This window comes from Serratia sp. CMO1 (genome assembly GCF_015689115.1).
GTDB classification, from domain to species: Bacteria; Pseudomonadota; Gammaproteobacteria; order Enterobacterales; family Enterobacteriaceae; genus Serratia; species Serratia marcescens.
The window spans coordinates 2,151,714-2,166,828 of sequence record NZ_CP065032.1 but is presented as its reverse complement, the minus strand read 5'-3'; the positions used below and the strand labels follow the sequence as shown (position 1 = coordinate 2,166,828).

General features: G+C 59.1%; 16 protein-coding genes. 10 read left to right on the top strand and 6 right to left on the bottom strand.

Annotation, left to right across the window (positions count from 1 at the left end; all coding sequences use genetic code 11):
• Positions 1 to 153 precede the first annotated feature (153 nt).
• Positions 154 to 1,998 carry a polyurethanase gene (locus tag IT763_RS10400; RefSeq protein ID WP_049300536.1) on the top strand — a complete coding sequence of 615 codons (1,845 nt, stop codon included), beginning with the start codon at positions 154 to 156 and terminating at the stop codon, positions 1,996 to 1,998.
• 59 nt (positions 1,999 to 2,057) lie between these two features.
• Here IT763_RS10400 and IT763_RS10395 read toward each other — a convergent pair whose 3' ends face one another.
• The 3 genes from IT763_RS10395 to IT763_RS10385 form a co-directional block, all read right to left on the bottom strand.
• Positions 2,058 to 2,954: an aldo/keto reductase family oxidoreductase gene (locus tag IT763_RS10395; protein ID WP_004931312.1), complete on the bottom strand. Its 897-nt coding sequence runs from the start codon at positions 2,952 to 2,954 to the stop codon at positions 2,058 to 2,060.
• A 99-nt stretch (positions 2,955 to 3,053) separates the two neighbouring features.
• Positions 3,054 to 3,293 carry a DUF1289 domain-containing protein gene (locus IT763_RS10390; RefSeq protein WP_015377731.1) on the bottom strand — a complete coding sequence of 80 codons (240 nt, stop codon included), beginning with the start codon at positions 3,291 to 3,293 and terminating at the stop codon, positions 3,054 to 3,056.
• 23 nt (positions 3,294 to 3,316) lie between these two features.
• Complete coding sequence (locus tag IT763_RS10385; RefSeq protein ID WP_187178368.1) at positions 3,317 to 4,246, bottom strand: LysR substrate-binding domain-containing protein; 930 nt, start codon at positions 4,244 to 4,246, stop codon at positions 3,317 to 3,319.
• A gap of 139 nt (positions 4,247 to 4,385) precedes the next feature.
• On the opposite strand from IT763_RS10385, the gene IT763_RS10380 reads away from it, so the two are divergent.
• The 6 genes from IT763_RS10380 to rnt all read left to right on the top strand — a co-directional run bounded on the left by IT763_RS10380 (position 4,386) and on the right by rnt (position 10,234).
• Positions 4,386 to 5,027 (top strand): NAD(P)-dependent oxidoreductase, encoded by a 642-nt coding sequence (locus tag IT763_RS10380; protein WP_016927920.1) that lies wholly within the window; start codon positions 4,386 to 4,388, stop codon positions 5,025 to 5,027.
• 139 nt (positions 5,028 to 5,166) lie between these two features.
• On the top strand, positions 5,167 to 6,804 hold the full coding sequence (gene eptA, locus IT763_RS10375; protein ID WP_016927921.1) for a phosphoethanolamine transferase EptA: 1,638 nt from the start codon (positions 5,167 to 5,169) through the stop codon (positions 6,802 to 6,804).
• 103 nt (positions 6,805 to 6,907) lie between these two features.
• A complete protein-coding gene (locus IT763_RS10370) occupies positions 6,908 to 7,528 on the top strand; it encodes a TetR/AcrR family transcriptional regulator (protein ID WP_079449299.1) in 621 nt (206 codons plus the stop codon).
• A gap of 89 nt (positions 7,529 to 7,617) precedes the next feature.
• Positions 7,618 to 8,721, top strand: coding sequence for an alkene reductase (locus IT763_RS10365; RefSeq protein ID WP_016927923.1), 1,104 nt, complete (start codon positions 7,618 to 7,620; stop codon positions 8,719 to 8,721).
• A gap of 342 nt (positions 8,722 to 9,063) precedes the next feature.
• Entirely contained in the window at positions 9,064 to 9,471 is a 408-nt protein-coding gene (gene gloA, locus IT763_RS10360; protein WP_004931325.1) for a lactoylglutathione lyase, read from the top strand.
• Between the two features lie 79 nt (positions 9,472 to 9,550).
• Entirely contained in the window at positions 9,551 to 10,234 is a 684-nt protein-coding gene (rnt, locus tag IT763_RS10355; RefSeq protein ID WP_016927925.1) for a ribonuclease T, read from the top strand.
• A 68-nt stretch (positions 10,235 to 10,302) separates the two neighbouring features.
• Here the strand turns inward: rnt and IT763_RS10350 are convergent, their stop codons facing one another.
• A complete protein-coding gene (locus tag IT763_RS10350) occupies positions 10,303 to 10,650 on the bottom strand; it encodes a Grx4 family monothiol glutaredoxin (RefSeq protein WP_004931329.1) in 348 nt (115 codons plus the stop codon).
• Positions 10,651 to 11,066: 416 nt separating this feature from the next.
• On the opposite strand from IT763_RS10350, the gene IT763_RS10345 reads away from it, so the two are divergent.
• Complete coding sequence (locus tag IT763_RS10345) at positions 11,067 to 11,885, top strand: C40 family peptidase (RefSeq protein WP_049300308.1); 819 nt, start codon at positions 11,067 to 11,069, stop codon at positions 11,883 to 11,885.
• Positions 11,886 to 12,084: 199 nt separating this feature from the next.
• A complete protein-coding gene (sodB, locus tag IT763_RS10340; protein WP_004931333.1) occupies positions 12,085 to 12,663 on the top strand; it encodes a superoxide dismutase [Fe] in 579 nt (192 codons plus the stop codon).
• A 64-nt stretch (positions 12,664 to 12,727) separates the two neighbouring features.
• Here the strand turns inward: sodB and IT763_RS10335 are convergent, their stop codons facing one another.
• Positions 12,728 to 12,817 (bottom strand): YnhF family membrane protein, encoded by a 90-nt coding sequence (locus IT763_RS10335; RefSeq protein ID WP_004931335.1) that lies wholly within the window; start codon positions 12,815 to 12,817, stop codon positions 12,728 to 12,730.
• 324 nt (positions 12,818 to 13,141) lie between these two features.
• Here IT763_RS10335 and purR point away from each other — a divergent pair, with 324 nt between their 5' ends.
• Entirely contained in the window at positions 13,142 to 14,167 is a 1,026-nt protein-coding gene (gene purR, locus IT763_RS10330) for an HTH-type transcriptional repressor PurR (RefSeq protein ID WP_004931336.1), read from the top strand.
• Here purR and punR read toward each other — a convergent pair.
• Positions 14,155 to 15,111, bottom strand: a complete 957-nt coding sequence (gene punR, locus IT763_RS10325) for a DNA-binding transcriptional activator PunR (protein ID WP_089184537.1) — start codon at positions 15,109 to 15,111, stop codon at positions 14,155 to 14,157. The two genes, purR and punR, sit on opposite strands and share 13 nt — an antisense overlap.
• Between the last annotated feature and the right edge of the window lie 4 nt (positions 15,112 to 15,115).

The window sequence follows — 15,115 nt, the reverse complement described above, 5'->3', positions numbered from 1 at the left end:
GATTCGCAGACCTAATATTTGGCACTAATAATAATTCTACCGATGTTGGTCCTCCGACCAGCTGTCGTTCGGCTAACGTTGTTTCCCTGTTTCCACCGCCGGCGCATGAGAGTTCGCTTCCAGGCCAGGCGGCATACTTCATAAGGAACTGATATGGGCATCTTTAGCTATAAGGATCTGGACGAAAACGCGTCGAAGGCGCTATTTTCCGACGCCTTGGCCATCTCTACCTACGCTTACCACAATATCGATAACGGCTTCGATGAAGGCTATCACCAGACCGGTTTCGGGCTGGGTCTGCCGCTGACGCTGGTCACTGCGCTCATCGGCAGCACCCAGTCGCAGGGCGGCCTGCCGGGCCTCCCCTGGAATCCCGACTCCGAACAGGCCGCGCAGGAGGCGGTAAACAATGCCGGCTGGTCGGTGATCAGCGCCGAGCAGCTCGGTTACGCCGGCAAAACCGATGCGCGCGGCACCTACTACGGCGAGACCGCCGGTTACACCACCGCACAGGCCGAGGTGCTGGGCAAATATGACAGCGAAGGCAATCTCACCGCCATTGGCATCTCATTTCGCGGCACCAGCGGCCCGCGCGAGTCGTTGATCGGCGATACCATCGGCGATGTGATTAACGATCTGCTGGCCGGGTTCGGGCCGAAAGGCTACGCCGACGGCTACACGCTGAAGGCCTTCGGCAACTTGCTGGGCGACGTGGCGAAATTCGCGCAGGCCCACGGGCTGAGCGGCGAGGACGTGGTGGTCAGCGGCCACAGCCTCGGCGGGCTGGCGGTCAACAGCATGGCGGCGCAGAGCGACGCCAGCTGGAGCGGCTTCTACGCGCAGTCCAACTATGTCGCCTTCGCCTCGCCGACCCAGTACGAAACCGGCGGCAAGGTGCTCAACATCGGCTACGAGAACGACCCGGTGTTCCGCGCGCTCGACGGCACCACGCTGACCGGGGCGTCGTTGGGCGTTCACGATGCGCCCCATACCTCCGCCACCAACAATATCGTCAACTTCAACGATCACTACGCCTCGGACGCCTGGAACCTGCTGCCGTTTTCCATTCTCAACATTCCGACCTGGCTGTCGCACCTGCCGTTCTTCTATCAGGACGGCCTGATGCGGGTGCTGAACTCCGAGTTTTATTCGCTGACCGACAAAGACTCGACCATCATCGTCTCCAACCTGTCGAACGTCACGCGTGGCAATACCTGGGTGGAAGACCTGAACCGCAACGCGGAAACGCACAGCGGGCCGACGTTTATCATCGGCAGCGACGGCAATGATTTGATCAAGGGCGGCAAAGGCAACGACTATCTCGAGGGCCGCGACGGCAACGATATCTTCCGCGACGCCGGCGGCTATAACCTGATCGCCGGCGGCAAAGGCCACAATATCTTCGATACCCAGCAGGCGTTGAAAAATACCGAGGTCGCCTACGACGGCAACACGCTTTACCTGCGCGATGCCAAGGGCGGCATTACGCTGGCGGACGACATCAGCACCCTGCGCAGCAAAGAAACCTCCTGGCTTATCTTCAACAAAGAAGTGGATCATCAGGTAACCGCCGCCGGATTGAAATCGGACTCAGGCCTCAAAGCCTATGCCGCCGCCGCCACCGGCGGTGACGGCGATGACGTCCTGCAGGCTCGCAGCCACGACGCCTGGCTGTTCGGCAACGCCGGCAACGACACGCTGATCGGCCACGCCGGCGGCAACCTGACCTTCGTCGGTGGCAGCGGCGATGACATTCTGAAGGGCGTCGGCAACGGCAACACCTTCCTGTTCAGCGGCGATTTCGGCCGCGATCAGCTGTATGGCTTCAACGCCAGCGATAAACTGGTGTTTATCGGCACCGAAGGCGCCAGCGGCAATATCCGCGATTACGCCACGCAGCAAAACGACGATCTGGTGCTGGCCTTCGGCCACAGCCAGGTCACGCTGATCGGCGTCTCGCTCGATCACTTCAGCACCGATCAGGTGGTGTTGGCCTAAGCATCGGCATAAAAAAAGCCGGGCGCTTTCGCCGCCCGGCTTTCCTCTTTCTGCCCGCCTTAAGGCACGTCATACCCCAGCGCCGCCTTGCGAATGCGGAACCACTGCTGGCGGCTCAGCACCAGTTTCTGCGCCTTGAGCGCCGAACGCACCCGCTCAATCTTGCCGGAGCCGATGATTGGCAACGGTGACGACGGCAGGCGCATCACCCAGGCGTACACCACCTGCTCGATGGTCTCCGCGCCGATCTCTTGCGCCACCCGCTGCAGCTCGTCGCGCAGCGGCTGAAACTCGGCGTCGTTGAACAGGCGCCCGCCGCCCAGGCAGGACCAGGCCATCGGCTTGATGCGCAGTTGCTGGCACTGGTCAAGCGTGCCGTCGAGAATGGCCGGTTGGTGAATCGGCGAGATCTCCACCTGGTTGGTCGCCAGCGTGAACGGCAGACGCGACTGCAGCAGTTGGAACTGCGCGGGCGTAAAGTTGGAGACGCCGAAATGGCGCACCTTGCCGCTTTTGTGCAACGCAACGAAGGCTTCGGCTACATCGTCAGCGTCCATCAACGGATCCGGGCGGTGGATCAGCAGCAGATCGAGGTAATCGGTATGCAGATGGCGCAGCGACTGTTCCGCGCTCTGCACGATATGATCGCGGTCGGTGATGTAGTGGCCGATCGGGTTGCCGGGCTTGGCGGTGGTGGCGATGCCGCACTTGGTCACCAATTCCAGCGACTGACGCAACGCCGGCTTCAGGCGCAGCGCGTCGCCGAACGCCTGTTCGCAGGCATAGCCGCCGTAGATATCGGCGTGATCGGCGGTGGTGACGCCCAGTTCGACATGCTGTTCGATGAACGTCAGCAGTTGCTGCGGCGACATGCCCCACTCCATCAACCGCCAGTAACCGCAAATCATGCGGGAAAATTCAGGCCCCTGCGGCGCGAGACGAATACGTTCTACCATTGCGAAAACCTCATGACATTAGTTGTCAGCCAGCATACACAAGCCGGTGAGGCACAGGGAAGCGGTAAGCCACACGAACGTGCGGCAGATCAGGAAAGGTTAAAACAGCGACGGTTGCTCCGGCAGCGGCTCGTCGGGCGCTTTATTGGCGCGCTGCAGCCGCAGGAAGCGTTGACGGCACAGGCGCAGCACCTCGCGCTTTTGCGCATCGCTCATGTTCATCCAGCCGAAACGCTCCTCGCGGCTGCGCAGGCAGCCACGGCAGAATCCACGATCGTCGGCCTGGCAAATGCCGCGACACGGGCTGGGGATGTCGAAAAACTCAAGCTGCTGCGCCACGAGGCTCCTCCTGCGTTCTCTTGCTAATTGAAGACGCCATCGCCGCCGCTGGCAAGTCCCTTTTCGCCATTGCGGCGAAAATAGTCGCGCAAATAGCGCAGCGCCTGGCGGCTTTTTTCCGGCACATTGCGTTCGAGCGTCAGCGCGTGCAGCCGGAGCGCCGCCGGCCGCCACTCCGGCAACAGCAGCAACAGCTCGCCGCGCTGCAGTTCGTCGCCAATTTCATACAGCGGCTGAGCGGAAATGCCCAGCCCGGCGCGGGTAAAGGCGCGCATCACGTTCATGCTCTCGCTGACGATCTGTCCTTCCGCCAGCCGCAGCTTTACCTGCTGGCCGGACTGGTGCAGCAAATCCAGATGCGCCCCGCTGTAGCCGCTGGAAATCCAACGGTGCTGTACCAAATCCTGCGGTTTTTCCGGCACCCCATGCTGGCTGAGGTAGCGCGGTGCGGCGCACAGCACCATCGGCCACGCCGTCAGCGGATGCGCGATCATATTGGCGTCCGCCAGCTGCCGGTTGGCCCGCAGCGCAATGTCGACCCGTTGTTCTATCATATCGACGATGCGATCGTCCGCCAGCACGCGCAGCGTGAGCTTGGGATGCGCCTGCAACAGCGGCGACAGCGCCTCCGCCAACGAACGGCCGCCGATGCCGACCGGGGTGGCGATGCGCAGCTCACCCACCAGCGTATCCCGCAGCTCAGCCAACCGCTGCTCCGCCTGCAGCGCCTGTTGCAGCATCGCCTCGCAGCCGGGATAGAACGCCGCTCCCGCCTCGGTCAGCGCCAGACGGCGGGTGGAACGATGCAGCAACGGCACCCCAAGCGCCTTCTCCAGCGAGCGCATGTGCTGGCTGACCGCCGACGGCGTCATGCCCAGACGCCGCGCCGCACCGGCCAGCGAGCCTTCCGCCACCACGGTGGCGAATACCGCCATTCGATTGAGTTTATCCACGATTATGAAGTTTTACTTAATCAAGAAAGCATGAATATGGCACTAATCACGGCTATTGTTAAGGACTAGAGTAGAAACCACGCGGCAGGCACCTCGGCCTGCCTCACGATACTGAACCTATCCCCGAAGGAGCATACAGATGAAAGTAGCCATTATTGGAGCAACCGGTTTTGTTGGCCGCCGCGTGGTGGATGAAGCGCTGGCTCGCGGTATTCAGGTGACGGCAATCGCGCGCCAGAAAAAAGATTTGCCGGAGCACGCCAATCTGACCGTCGCACTGGGCGACGTCGCCGACACCGCCTGGCTGGCGGGACAATTGCGCGGCCAGGACGCGGTGATCAGCGCCTACAACCCAGGCTGGGGCGAAGACAACCTGTATGAGAAAACCACCCGCGGCGCCCAGCAGATCCTCACCGCGGTCGAGCAGGCCGGCGTCAAACGCCTGTTGGTGGTCGGCGGAGCCGGCAGCCTGGAAGTGGCGCCGGGCGTTGAACTGGTGGATACGCCGCAGTTCCCGGAAAATATCCGCCCCGGCGCGCAGGCGGTGCGCGATCTGCGCAACAAACTGCGTAACGAGTCGGCACTCGACTGGACCTATCTTTCGCCGGCCGCCCTGCTGGAGCCGGGCAAACGCACTGGCCAGTTCCGCCTCGGCACCACGCAACTGCTGATGAACGGCGAAGCGCCGGCCAGCATTTCGGTGGAAGATCTGGCAGTCGCTATCGTTGATGAGATTGAAAAACCTCAGTTTATTCGCGCGCAATTCACCGCCGCCTACTAAACTGCCCTGCCGCCAGGCCGCTCGGCCTGGCGGTTTTCACGTATTCTCCGTCGCCAGTATTCTGAATTTCTAAGGTTTTCTTAAGTTTCATCCGGTAGATTTCACGACATTATCTACTTTCAGGATCCCGACATTGGCAATGTGGTTACGTCAACGCTTACAGTGCAACAGCCTCGGTTTTACCCTCGCCGCCGCCCTGTTCTTCACTCTGTTTCAAAACGCGTTATTCCTGCATCGCGCCTGGTCGTATATCACCTTCGATAGCGTCCACAGCGTGATTTTCGCGGCCAGTATGCCGGTGGTGATCTTTTGTGCGCTGAATATTATCTTCAGCGTGTTGACCGTGCCCTACCTGCGTAAGCCGTTGATCATCTTTTTCTTGCTCGGCAGCGCCGCAGCCAACTATTTCATGTTCAGCTATGGTGTGGTGATCGATGGCAACATGATGCAAAACGCCTTCGAAACCAACCCCCAGGAGGCGACCGCGCTGCTGACGCCGCGCATGGGATTGTGGCTGGCGCTGCTCGGCATTCTGCCGGCGGTGGCGGTCTGCTTCACCCAAATTCGCCAGACTCGCCCCTGGTGGTACATGGTCGGGCTGCGCGCCGCCAACGTCATGCTGTCGTTGGTGGTGATCCTGATCGTCGCCGCGCTGTTCTACAAAGACTACGCTTCGCTGATCCGCAACAATAAAAGCGTGGTGAAGATGTTGACGCCTTCCAACTTCGTGGCCGGCACCATCAAGTTTACCGAACAGCGTTACTTCACCCGCAATCTGCCGCTGGTCAAGATCGGCGAAGATGCGCGTAAAGGGCCGCTGATCGCCAGGCAGACCAAGAAAACGCTGGTGATCCTGGTCGTGGGCGAAACCGCCCGCGCCGAAAACTTCTCCCTCGGCGGTTACGGGCGCGAAACCAACCCGCGCCTGAAGCAGGACGACGTGGTCTACTTCAAGAACGCCAGTTCCTGCGGCACCGAAACGGCGATCTCCGTGCCCTGCATGTTCTCCAACATGCCACGCAAGGAGTATGACGCGACTCAGGCGACGCACCAGGAAGGCATGCTCGACGTGCTGGCGCATGCCGGCGTCAATGTGCTGTGGCGCGATAACGACGGCGGTTGCAAAGGCGCCTGCGACCGGGTGCCGCACATCGACATGACCAAGCTGAAACTGCCGCAGGACTGTGACGGCGAGGTTTGCATGGACAACGTGCTGCTGTACAAGCTGAACGACTACATCAATAGCCTGAAAGACGATGGTGTGATCGTGCTGCACCAGATGGGCAGCCACGGCCCGGCTTACTATCGCCGCAGCACGCCAGAGTTCCAGGCGTTTTCACCGACCTGCAACAGTAATCAGATCCAGGATTGCAGCCATGAACAGTTGGTGAATACCTACGACAACTCAATCCTGTATACCGACGCGATGCTCGATGCCACCATCAAGCTGCTGCGGCAGTATGACGATCGGTTCAATACCGCGCTGGTCTATTTATCCGATCACGGCGAATCTCTGGGGGAGAACGGCATGTATCTGCACGGCACGCCTTATGTCTTCGCGCCGAGCCAACAAACGCACGTGCCTTTCCTGATGTGGATGTCGGCCGACTATCAGCGCAATTTCGACATCGATCGCCAGTGTCTGAATACGTTGGCGGAAAAGGACGAGGTTTCACAGGACAACCTGTTCCACACCCTGTTGGGCATGCTGAACGTACAGACCCGCGAATATCAATCCCAGTTGGATATCCTGCAGCGTTGCCGCAACGCGGCGTAGCGCTTAACTTCCGCGTGCCGCTGGGGCACAATGTCTTGCAGACAAACCGGCGTTTTGTGCGCCGGTTTTTTTATTCCCATTGACCTAGACCAATCGGTCTATTATGCTCGGCGCCATGATGACCAAATCAACGCATTGCAACGTGGATACACGTGAACATCTGCTCGCCACCGGCGAAACCCTCAGCCTGCGCCTGGGCTTTACCGGCATGGGGCTGAGCGAACTGCTGGCCACCGCGGGCGTGCCGAAAGGCTCGTTCTACCACTATTTTCGCTCGAAGGAAGCCTTCGGCGAAGCGATGCTGCAGCGCTATTTCGCGCATTATGATGCAGAAATGCAGGCGCTGTTTGCCGACAGACGCGGCGATGCCCGCCACCAGCTGCTCGGCTATTACGCCCAGGCTATCAGCTACCACTGCCGCAGCGAATGCCACAACGCCTGCCTGGCGGTGAAACTTTCCGCCGAGGTGAGCGATCTGTCGGAACCGATGCGCCATGCGCTGGAAACGGGCACCGCTCGCGTGATCGGCCATCTGCAGGAGGCCATCGAGCGCGGTATCGCCGAGGGCTCGCTGTCGGTGGCCATGAGCCCGGCGGCGACTGCAGAAACGCTGTATTCACTGTGGCTCGGTGCCTCGCTGCGCGCCAAGATCCGTCATTCGCTGGCGCCGTTAACCAGTGCGCTGGAAAGCATCGAGTTGCTGCTGCGCCCGCCGCAACGGTAACGACAACCGTCTTTTTTCGTGAAAAATGCAGTTCGTGTTTTTTTATCGCCCATCACTAGACGACCGGTCTATTAAATACAGGATGCACTATGAAGACTGAAAAATTGCTCTCTCCGCTGAAGGTTGGCGCCGTCACCCTGCCCAACCGCGTGTTTATGGCTCCGCTGACGCGTCTGCGCAGCATCGAACCGGGCGATATTCCTACGCCACTGATGGCGGAATATTATGCGCAGCGCGCCGGCGCCGGCCTGATCGTGACCGAAGCGACGCAGATCTCCTTCCAGGCGAAAGGCTACGCCGGCGCGCCGGGCCTGCATACCCCGGAACAGATCGCCGCGTGGAAACACATCACGCAGGCGGTACACGACAAAAACGGCCACATCGCCGTACAGCTGTGGCATGTAGGCCGCATCTCCCACGCCAGCCTGCAGCCGGGCGGACAAGCGCCGGTCGCGCCTTCGGCAATCAACGCCGAAACCCGCACCACCGTGCGAGATGAAACCGGCGCCTGGGTGCGCGTACCGACCTCCACACCGCGCGCGCTGGAAACCAGCGAGATCCCGGGCATCATCAACGATTTCCGCCAAGCAACCGCTAACGCGCGCGAAGCCGGCTTCGACTTCATCGAGCTGCATGCTGCCCACGGCTATCTGCTGCACCAGTTCATGTCACCGGCTTCCAACCAACGCACCGATCAATACGGCGGCAGCATCGAGAATCGCACCCGCCTGACGTTGGAAGTGGTCGACGCCACCATCGCCGAATGGGGTTCCGAACACATCGGTATCCGCATCTCGCCGCTGGGGCCGTTCAACGGGCTGGACAACGGCGAAGATCAGGAAGAAGCGGCGCTGTATCTGGTGGAAGAGCTGAATAAGCGCAACATCGCTTACCTGCACATCTCCGAACCGGACTGGGCCGGCGGCAAACCGTATTCCGACGCCTTCCGCGACTCGGTGCGCGCCCACTTTAAAGGGGTGATCGTCGGCGCCGGCGCCTACACCGCTGAAAAAGCCGAAGCGTTGATCGAAAAAGGTTTTATCGACGCGGTGGCCTTCGGCCGCAGCTACATCGCCAACCCGGATCTGGTAGAGCGTTTCCGTCAGCACGCCCCGCTGAACGAACCTAAGCCGGAAACCTTCTACGGCGGCGGCGCCGAAGGCTATACCGACTATCCGTTTCTGGCGAAGTAACCCGTCCTGACTCCAACGGCCACGCAATCGCATGGCCGTTTTTTATGCATCGCGCGCAAACGCAAAAAGGCCCGCACGAGGCGGGCCGGTGTTCCCTGGTGTTGATCTTTATTGCCGTTCGATTTTTACACGATCGCCGCTGGAATAGATAATTGATTGTGCAGATCAATTACTCTGTATCGATCGGTACGCTCGATCAATATTTAGACACCCGCGACGCGAGACCATGAAGTGACATTGTCACCAACTCGTTACGTTGAATTCCCTTGCGGGACAAGGCTATACTCGCTTGTGCTTCAATCCACCCGCCGTCTGCCACGGCACAGTCAATTCAGAGGAATTATGCGCTTACTCCATACCATGATCCGCGTCGGTGACCTGCAACGCGCCATCGACTTCTACACCAAGGTATTAGGCATGCGCCTGCTGCGCACCAGCGAAAACCCGGAGTACAAATACTCCCTGGCTTTCGTCGGCTATACGGAAGAGAGCGAAGGCGCGGTTATCGAACTGACCTATAACTGGGGCACCGACAGCTACGACATGGGCACCGCCTTCGGCCACCTGGCGCTGGGCGTGGACGACGTTGCCGCCACCTGCGACAGCATCCGTCGCGCAGGCGGCAAAGTCACCCGCGAAGCCGGCCCGGTGAAAGGCGGCACCACGGTCATCGCCTTCGTCGAAGATCCGGACGGCTACAAAATTGAGCTGATCGAAAACAAACACGCCGGTCAGGGCCTCGGCCACTAAGCCTCCCCTTCAGGGCGCGCTGGCGCCCTGCTGATTCTCCGCGCGATAGCGCCTGCAACCGGGCGCAAAATTTGCCATAATGCGCGCTGCATTCGATGAAGATAAGAAACTGATGGCCGAAAAAAGTGATCTTAACGCCCTGAGTGGTCGTTTTCGTGGGTTTTATCCCGTAGTAATAGATGTTGAAACCGCCGGCTTCAACGCCAATACCGATGCGTTGCTGGAGATCGCCGCCGTCACGCTGAAAATGGATGAAGATGGCTGGCTGCAGCGGGACGAGACCCTGCACTTCCACGTGGAGCCTTTCGAGGGCGCCAACCTGCAGCCGGAAGCGCTGGCGTTTAACGGCATCGATCCGCACAACCCGTTGCGCGGCGCGGTCAGCGAATACGACGCGCTGCACGCCATTTTCAAAGCGGTGCGCAAAGGGCTCAAGGATCGCGGGTGCAACCGGGCTATTATCGTGGCGCACAACGCCAACTTCGATCACAGCTTCCTGATGGCCGCGGCCGAACGTGCCGGCCTGAAGCGCAACCCGTTCCATCCGTTCGCCACCTTCGACACCGCCGCGCTGAGCGGCCTGGTGCTGGGCCAAACGGTGTTGGCGAAAGCCTGTATCGCGGCCGGTATGCCGTTCGACAGCAGCCAGGCGCACTCTGCGCTGTACGACACCGAGCAAACCGCCCTGCTGTTTTGCGAGCTGGTTAACCGCTGGAAACGTCTCGGCGGCTGGCCGCTGCCCGCCGGCGATCTCGCCGAATAAAATCAACAAAAAAGGCGGCCCAGTTTGCACTGGCGCCGCCCGTTACGCGATAATCGCAAGCCCGTCGATTAAGACTGCTGGTCTTCTTGCGCTTTATACTTTTCTGCCGTTTCTTTGATCAGCTGCTGCAGTTCGCCGCGCTGATACATCTCGATGATGATATCGCAACCGCCAACCAGCTCACCATCTACCCACAGCTGCGGGAACGTCGGCCAGTTGGCGTATTTTGGCAGCTCGGCGCGGATGTCCGGGTTCTGCAAAATGTCCACGTAGGCGAAACGCTCGCCGCAGGCGGACAGCGCTTGCACAGCCTGCGCGGAAAAGCCGCAGCTCGGCAGCTTTGGCGAACCTTTCATGTACAGCAGAATCGGGTTTTCAGCGATCTGGTGCTGAATTTTTTCAAGTGTCGTCGTCATTTATTGCTTCCTCAAGCCACATTTCATGGCTACAACATGCATCACGCGGGCTATTGTAGCGGCTGGAACAGTCGCAAGAAAACGCCATCTTTTGCAAGGATATTCGCCCGCCGCCGATCGCGTTTCACCGGCCACGTCATTCCGGTCAAAACATACGTTGAGAATAACATTTTTAATCCGACCATTTCACTAATATATTGCGCCGCGATGACGGCGCGGCTTAATTATATCCGCCACCGTCGCCTGGCGCTTTTTTATACATCAACAGGCTGATTTTAAACCAAAAAAAATGTCATTAACGTTTTCTCACAATATGGATTATTATTTATGAGTTCTTCGCTGTTTTATATGGCGAAGTTCGGGAATACTGTAACTCTTTCGATATCCGTTTCGGGGCCAAGGTTGGTGACGTCGACATGCGTTTAATTCTTACGCTCTTTGCGCTGCTGTTTACGCAGCTCTTCTTCAATTTGGCGCACGCTGCGCCACAGGCGCGCGTTGCCGCCGAGCAGCGTAAAAGCCATGCTAATGAAGCGCGGCCCGATGACCGCAGAAAAAAGAAAGCGGATAAAGCCGCCAAAAAAGCCAAAGTGACGGCCCCCGAGAAAAAAACCAGGACCGCCAAGGTCAAAAGCGAGAAAAGCGCGAAAAAGATCGTCAGCGCCAAACCCAAGGCCAAAGCGCAGAAAATCGCCAAAATTAAAGTCACCCCGCCGAAAAAGGGCTATAAAAAAGGCTATGGCCGCCACCGCGACGCCGGTATGGCTACCGCCAAGCTGGCGCGTGATGAAAAACCGTTGAAACTCAGCCCGGCGCACAAAAAGCGTTACCAGCACGCCAAGCAGACCGCGATGGCCAAGCTGATGGATCAGATGGGCAAACCTTACCGCTGGGGCGGCAGCTCGCCGCGCACCGGCTTCGACTGCAGCGGACTTATCTATTACGCCTATAAAGACGTGGTGAAAATCAAGATGCCGCGCACCGCCAACGAAATGTATCACCTGCGAGACGCGGCGCCGATCAAGAAAAGCGAACTGGAAAGCGGCGATTTGGTGTTCTTCCGCATCAACAACCGCGGCGTGGCGGATCATGTCGGCGTTTATCTCGGCAACGGCAAATTCATCCAGTCGCCGCGCACCGGCGAAGAGATCCGCATCAGCCAGCTCGACAACGACTATTGGCAGAACCACTACATCGGCGCACGCCGCGTAGTGACGCCGAAAACCATCCGTTAATTCCCTGTTCTGCGCGGTTGCGGCCCCGGTCGCAACCGCCTGCTCAAGCTATCGCCCATCGCACTCTCCCACGCGCATTTCTCGCTTTTCCTCCTGTTTTTTATGATGAAAATTGTTAAGATTGAATGACCACAATAAAAAACGGCCCATCTGGCTCCCGCCTCGGCGGGAAAAAAGTGGCGCTGTAAAGGAGGAAGCAATGTCGTTTGAATTACCTGCATTACCGTATGAGAAAAACGCGCTCGAGCCGCACATCTCCGCCGAGACCCTGGAATACCACTACGGCAAACACCACAATACCTACGTAGTTAACCTGAACAACCTGGTGAAAGGCAGCGAGTTCGAGGGCAAATCGCTCGAGGAGATCATCAAGACCTCCAACGGCGGCGTGTTCAACAACGCCGCGCAGGTGTGGAACCACACCTTCTACTGGCACTGCCTGTCGCCACAGGGCGGCGGTGAACCGCAGGGCGAACTGGCGGCCGCGATCGTCAAATCCTTCGGTTCTTTCGCTGCGTTCAAAGAACAGTTCACCGATGCCGCCGTGAAAAACTTCGGCGCCGGCTGGACCTGGCTGGTGAAAAAACCGGACGGCGCGCTGGCGATCGTCAACACCTCCAACGCGGCAACTCCGCTGACCGGTGAAGATAAACCGCTGCTGACCGTTGACGTGTGGGAACACGCGTATTACATCGATTACCGCAATGCGCGTCCAAAATACCTGGAAAACTTCTGGGCGTTGGTCAACTGGACATTTGCGGCGGAAAACCTGGCGTAAGCGCAGGCCTTGCCTAAGTGATGAGGCGCAGCTTGGCTGCGCCTTTTTTAAAACTGGCGGGAAATCAGTTCAACGCGGCGACAAAGCTGAAAGCGATGATCATCGCCAACGCGCCGACGGTAGTGAACAGAGACATCTTCAGATCGGTATCCATGACAACTCCTTTAAAATGGGCTTTCCTAAGGATAAAAGGCGCACAATTAGTACGTCAAATCATTTTCCCACAGTTCGCCGATAAAATCTTGTTATCATTTCCCGGTTTATAATCTCGATTACCTCTTCCACTTTTGTTCAATATGCGACAAAATTCGCAGTTCACAACTGCGTACCGGCATCCATGCCCCTCCTGATTAAGCGCTGAAGACTTCAACACACTAAAAACTCAGTTTTCGCTTCTCTGGAGAAGGATCTACGTAGGCAAACGATTAACATCACACTTACATGCTGTAAACATGTGAGTTCAGGAGTCATTCCTTACATGGCAACGATTAAAGATGTGGCCAAACGCGCGGGCGTTTCCACCACCACCGTTTCGCACGTCATCAATAAGACTCGTTTCGTCGCCGAAGAGACCAAAGCGGCCGTGTGGGCCGCCATCAAAGAGCTGCACTACTCGCCGAGCGCCGTGGCGCGCAGCCTGAAAGTCAATCACACCAAGTCGATCGGCCTGCTGGCCACCTCGAGCGAAGCGCCCTATTTTGCCGAAGTGATCGAGGCGGTGGAAAACAGCTGCTACAGCAAAGGTTACACCCTGATCCTGTGCAACTCGCACAACAATCTGGACAAGCAGCGCGCCTACCTGGCGATGCTGGCGCAAAAGCGCGTCGACGGCCTGCTGGTCATGTGTTCCGAATACCCGGATCAACTGCTGGGCATGCTGGAGGACTACCGTAATATCCCGATGGTGGTGATGGACTGGGGCGCCGCGCGCGGCGACTTCACCGACACCATCATCGATAACGCGTTCGAAGGCGGCTATCTGGCCGGCCGTTACCTGATCGAGCGCGGCCACCGCGATATCGGCGCCATCCCGGGCCAGCTGTCGCGCAACACCGGTGGCGGCCGTCATCAGGGCTTTATGAAGGCGCTGCAGGAAGCGCATATCGACATTCGCGAAGAGTGGATCGTCCAGGGTGACTTCGAGCCGGAGTCCGGCTACAAGGCGATGCACCAAATCCTGTCGCAAAAACAGCGGCCGACCGCGGTATTTTGCGGCGGCGACATCATGGCGATGGGCGCCATCTGCGCCGCTGACGAGCTGGGGCTGCGAGTGCCGCAGGATATTTCCGTGATCGGCTATGACAACGTGCGCAACGCCCGCTACTTCACCCCGGCGCTGACCACCATTCATCAGCCGAAAGAACGCCTGGGAGAAATGGCCTTCACCATGCTGCTGGATCGCATCATCAGCAAGCGCGAAGAATCGCAGGTGATCGAAGTGCATCCGAAGCTGGTCGAACGCCGTTCGGTCGCCGATGGTCCGTTCATCGACTACCGCCGCTGATCATCTTCCCTGCCGGAGGCCTGCGCGGCTTCCGGTGCGGCCTCACTCAGCCACTCCTGATTCAGCGTCTCGCCATCGCCCAAATACGCCAGCAGCCAGCTCATCGCCGGTGACGGTTTATCCTGTTGCCAGGTCAGGCAGCAGGGGCTGGCGGGAAACGGCTGCTGCAACTGCAACGCCTTCAGCTCACCGCGCTGCACCAGCGGCAGCGCCAGATGCGCCGGCATCATGCCGACGCACAATCCGGCGCACAAACAGTCGAGCGCCGAGGTCCAGTCCGGCACCACCAGCCGCCGCTGGTTATCCAGCGTCCAGGTGACGCGCTTGGGCAGATTGCGCGAGGTGTCTTCCAGACAAAGCGCAGGGTATGGCCTCAACCGATCGTCATTCAATGGCCCTGCCAGCTGCGCCAACGGATGCTGTGGGCTGACTACGCACAGCCAGTTCATATCCCCCATGTCGCGGAAAGCGAAGCCGCCGCCGACCGGCACCGCGCGCGTGGCGCCGATCGCCATGTCCACCCTGCCGTCCACCAACGCATCCCACACGCCGTTGAACACCTCGGGTTGCAGCATCAGTTCAACGTCGGGGAAATGGCGGTAGAAATCCAGCACCAGCTGGCGGCTGCGCTGCGGTTTGACGATGATGTCAACTGCGATATTCAGCTGGCCGCGCCAGCCGTTGGCCACCTGTTGACAGTGGCGGCGGGTGTCGAGCATTTTTTTGATAACAACTCGCGCATCCTTGATAAACAGCGCGCCGGCCGGCGTCAACTCCACATCACGGTGACGCCGCTCAAACAGCGGCACCGCCAGCCATTGTTCCAGTTGCCGCACGGTATAGCTCACCGCCGACGGCACCCGGTGCAGCTCCTGCGCCGCCGCGCTGAAACTGCCGGTGCGCGCCACCGCGTCAACAACTTCAAGAGAATATTCAGACCACATCGCT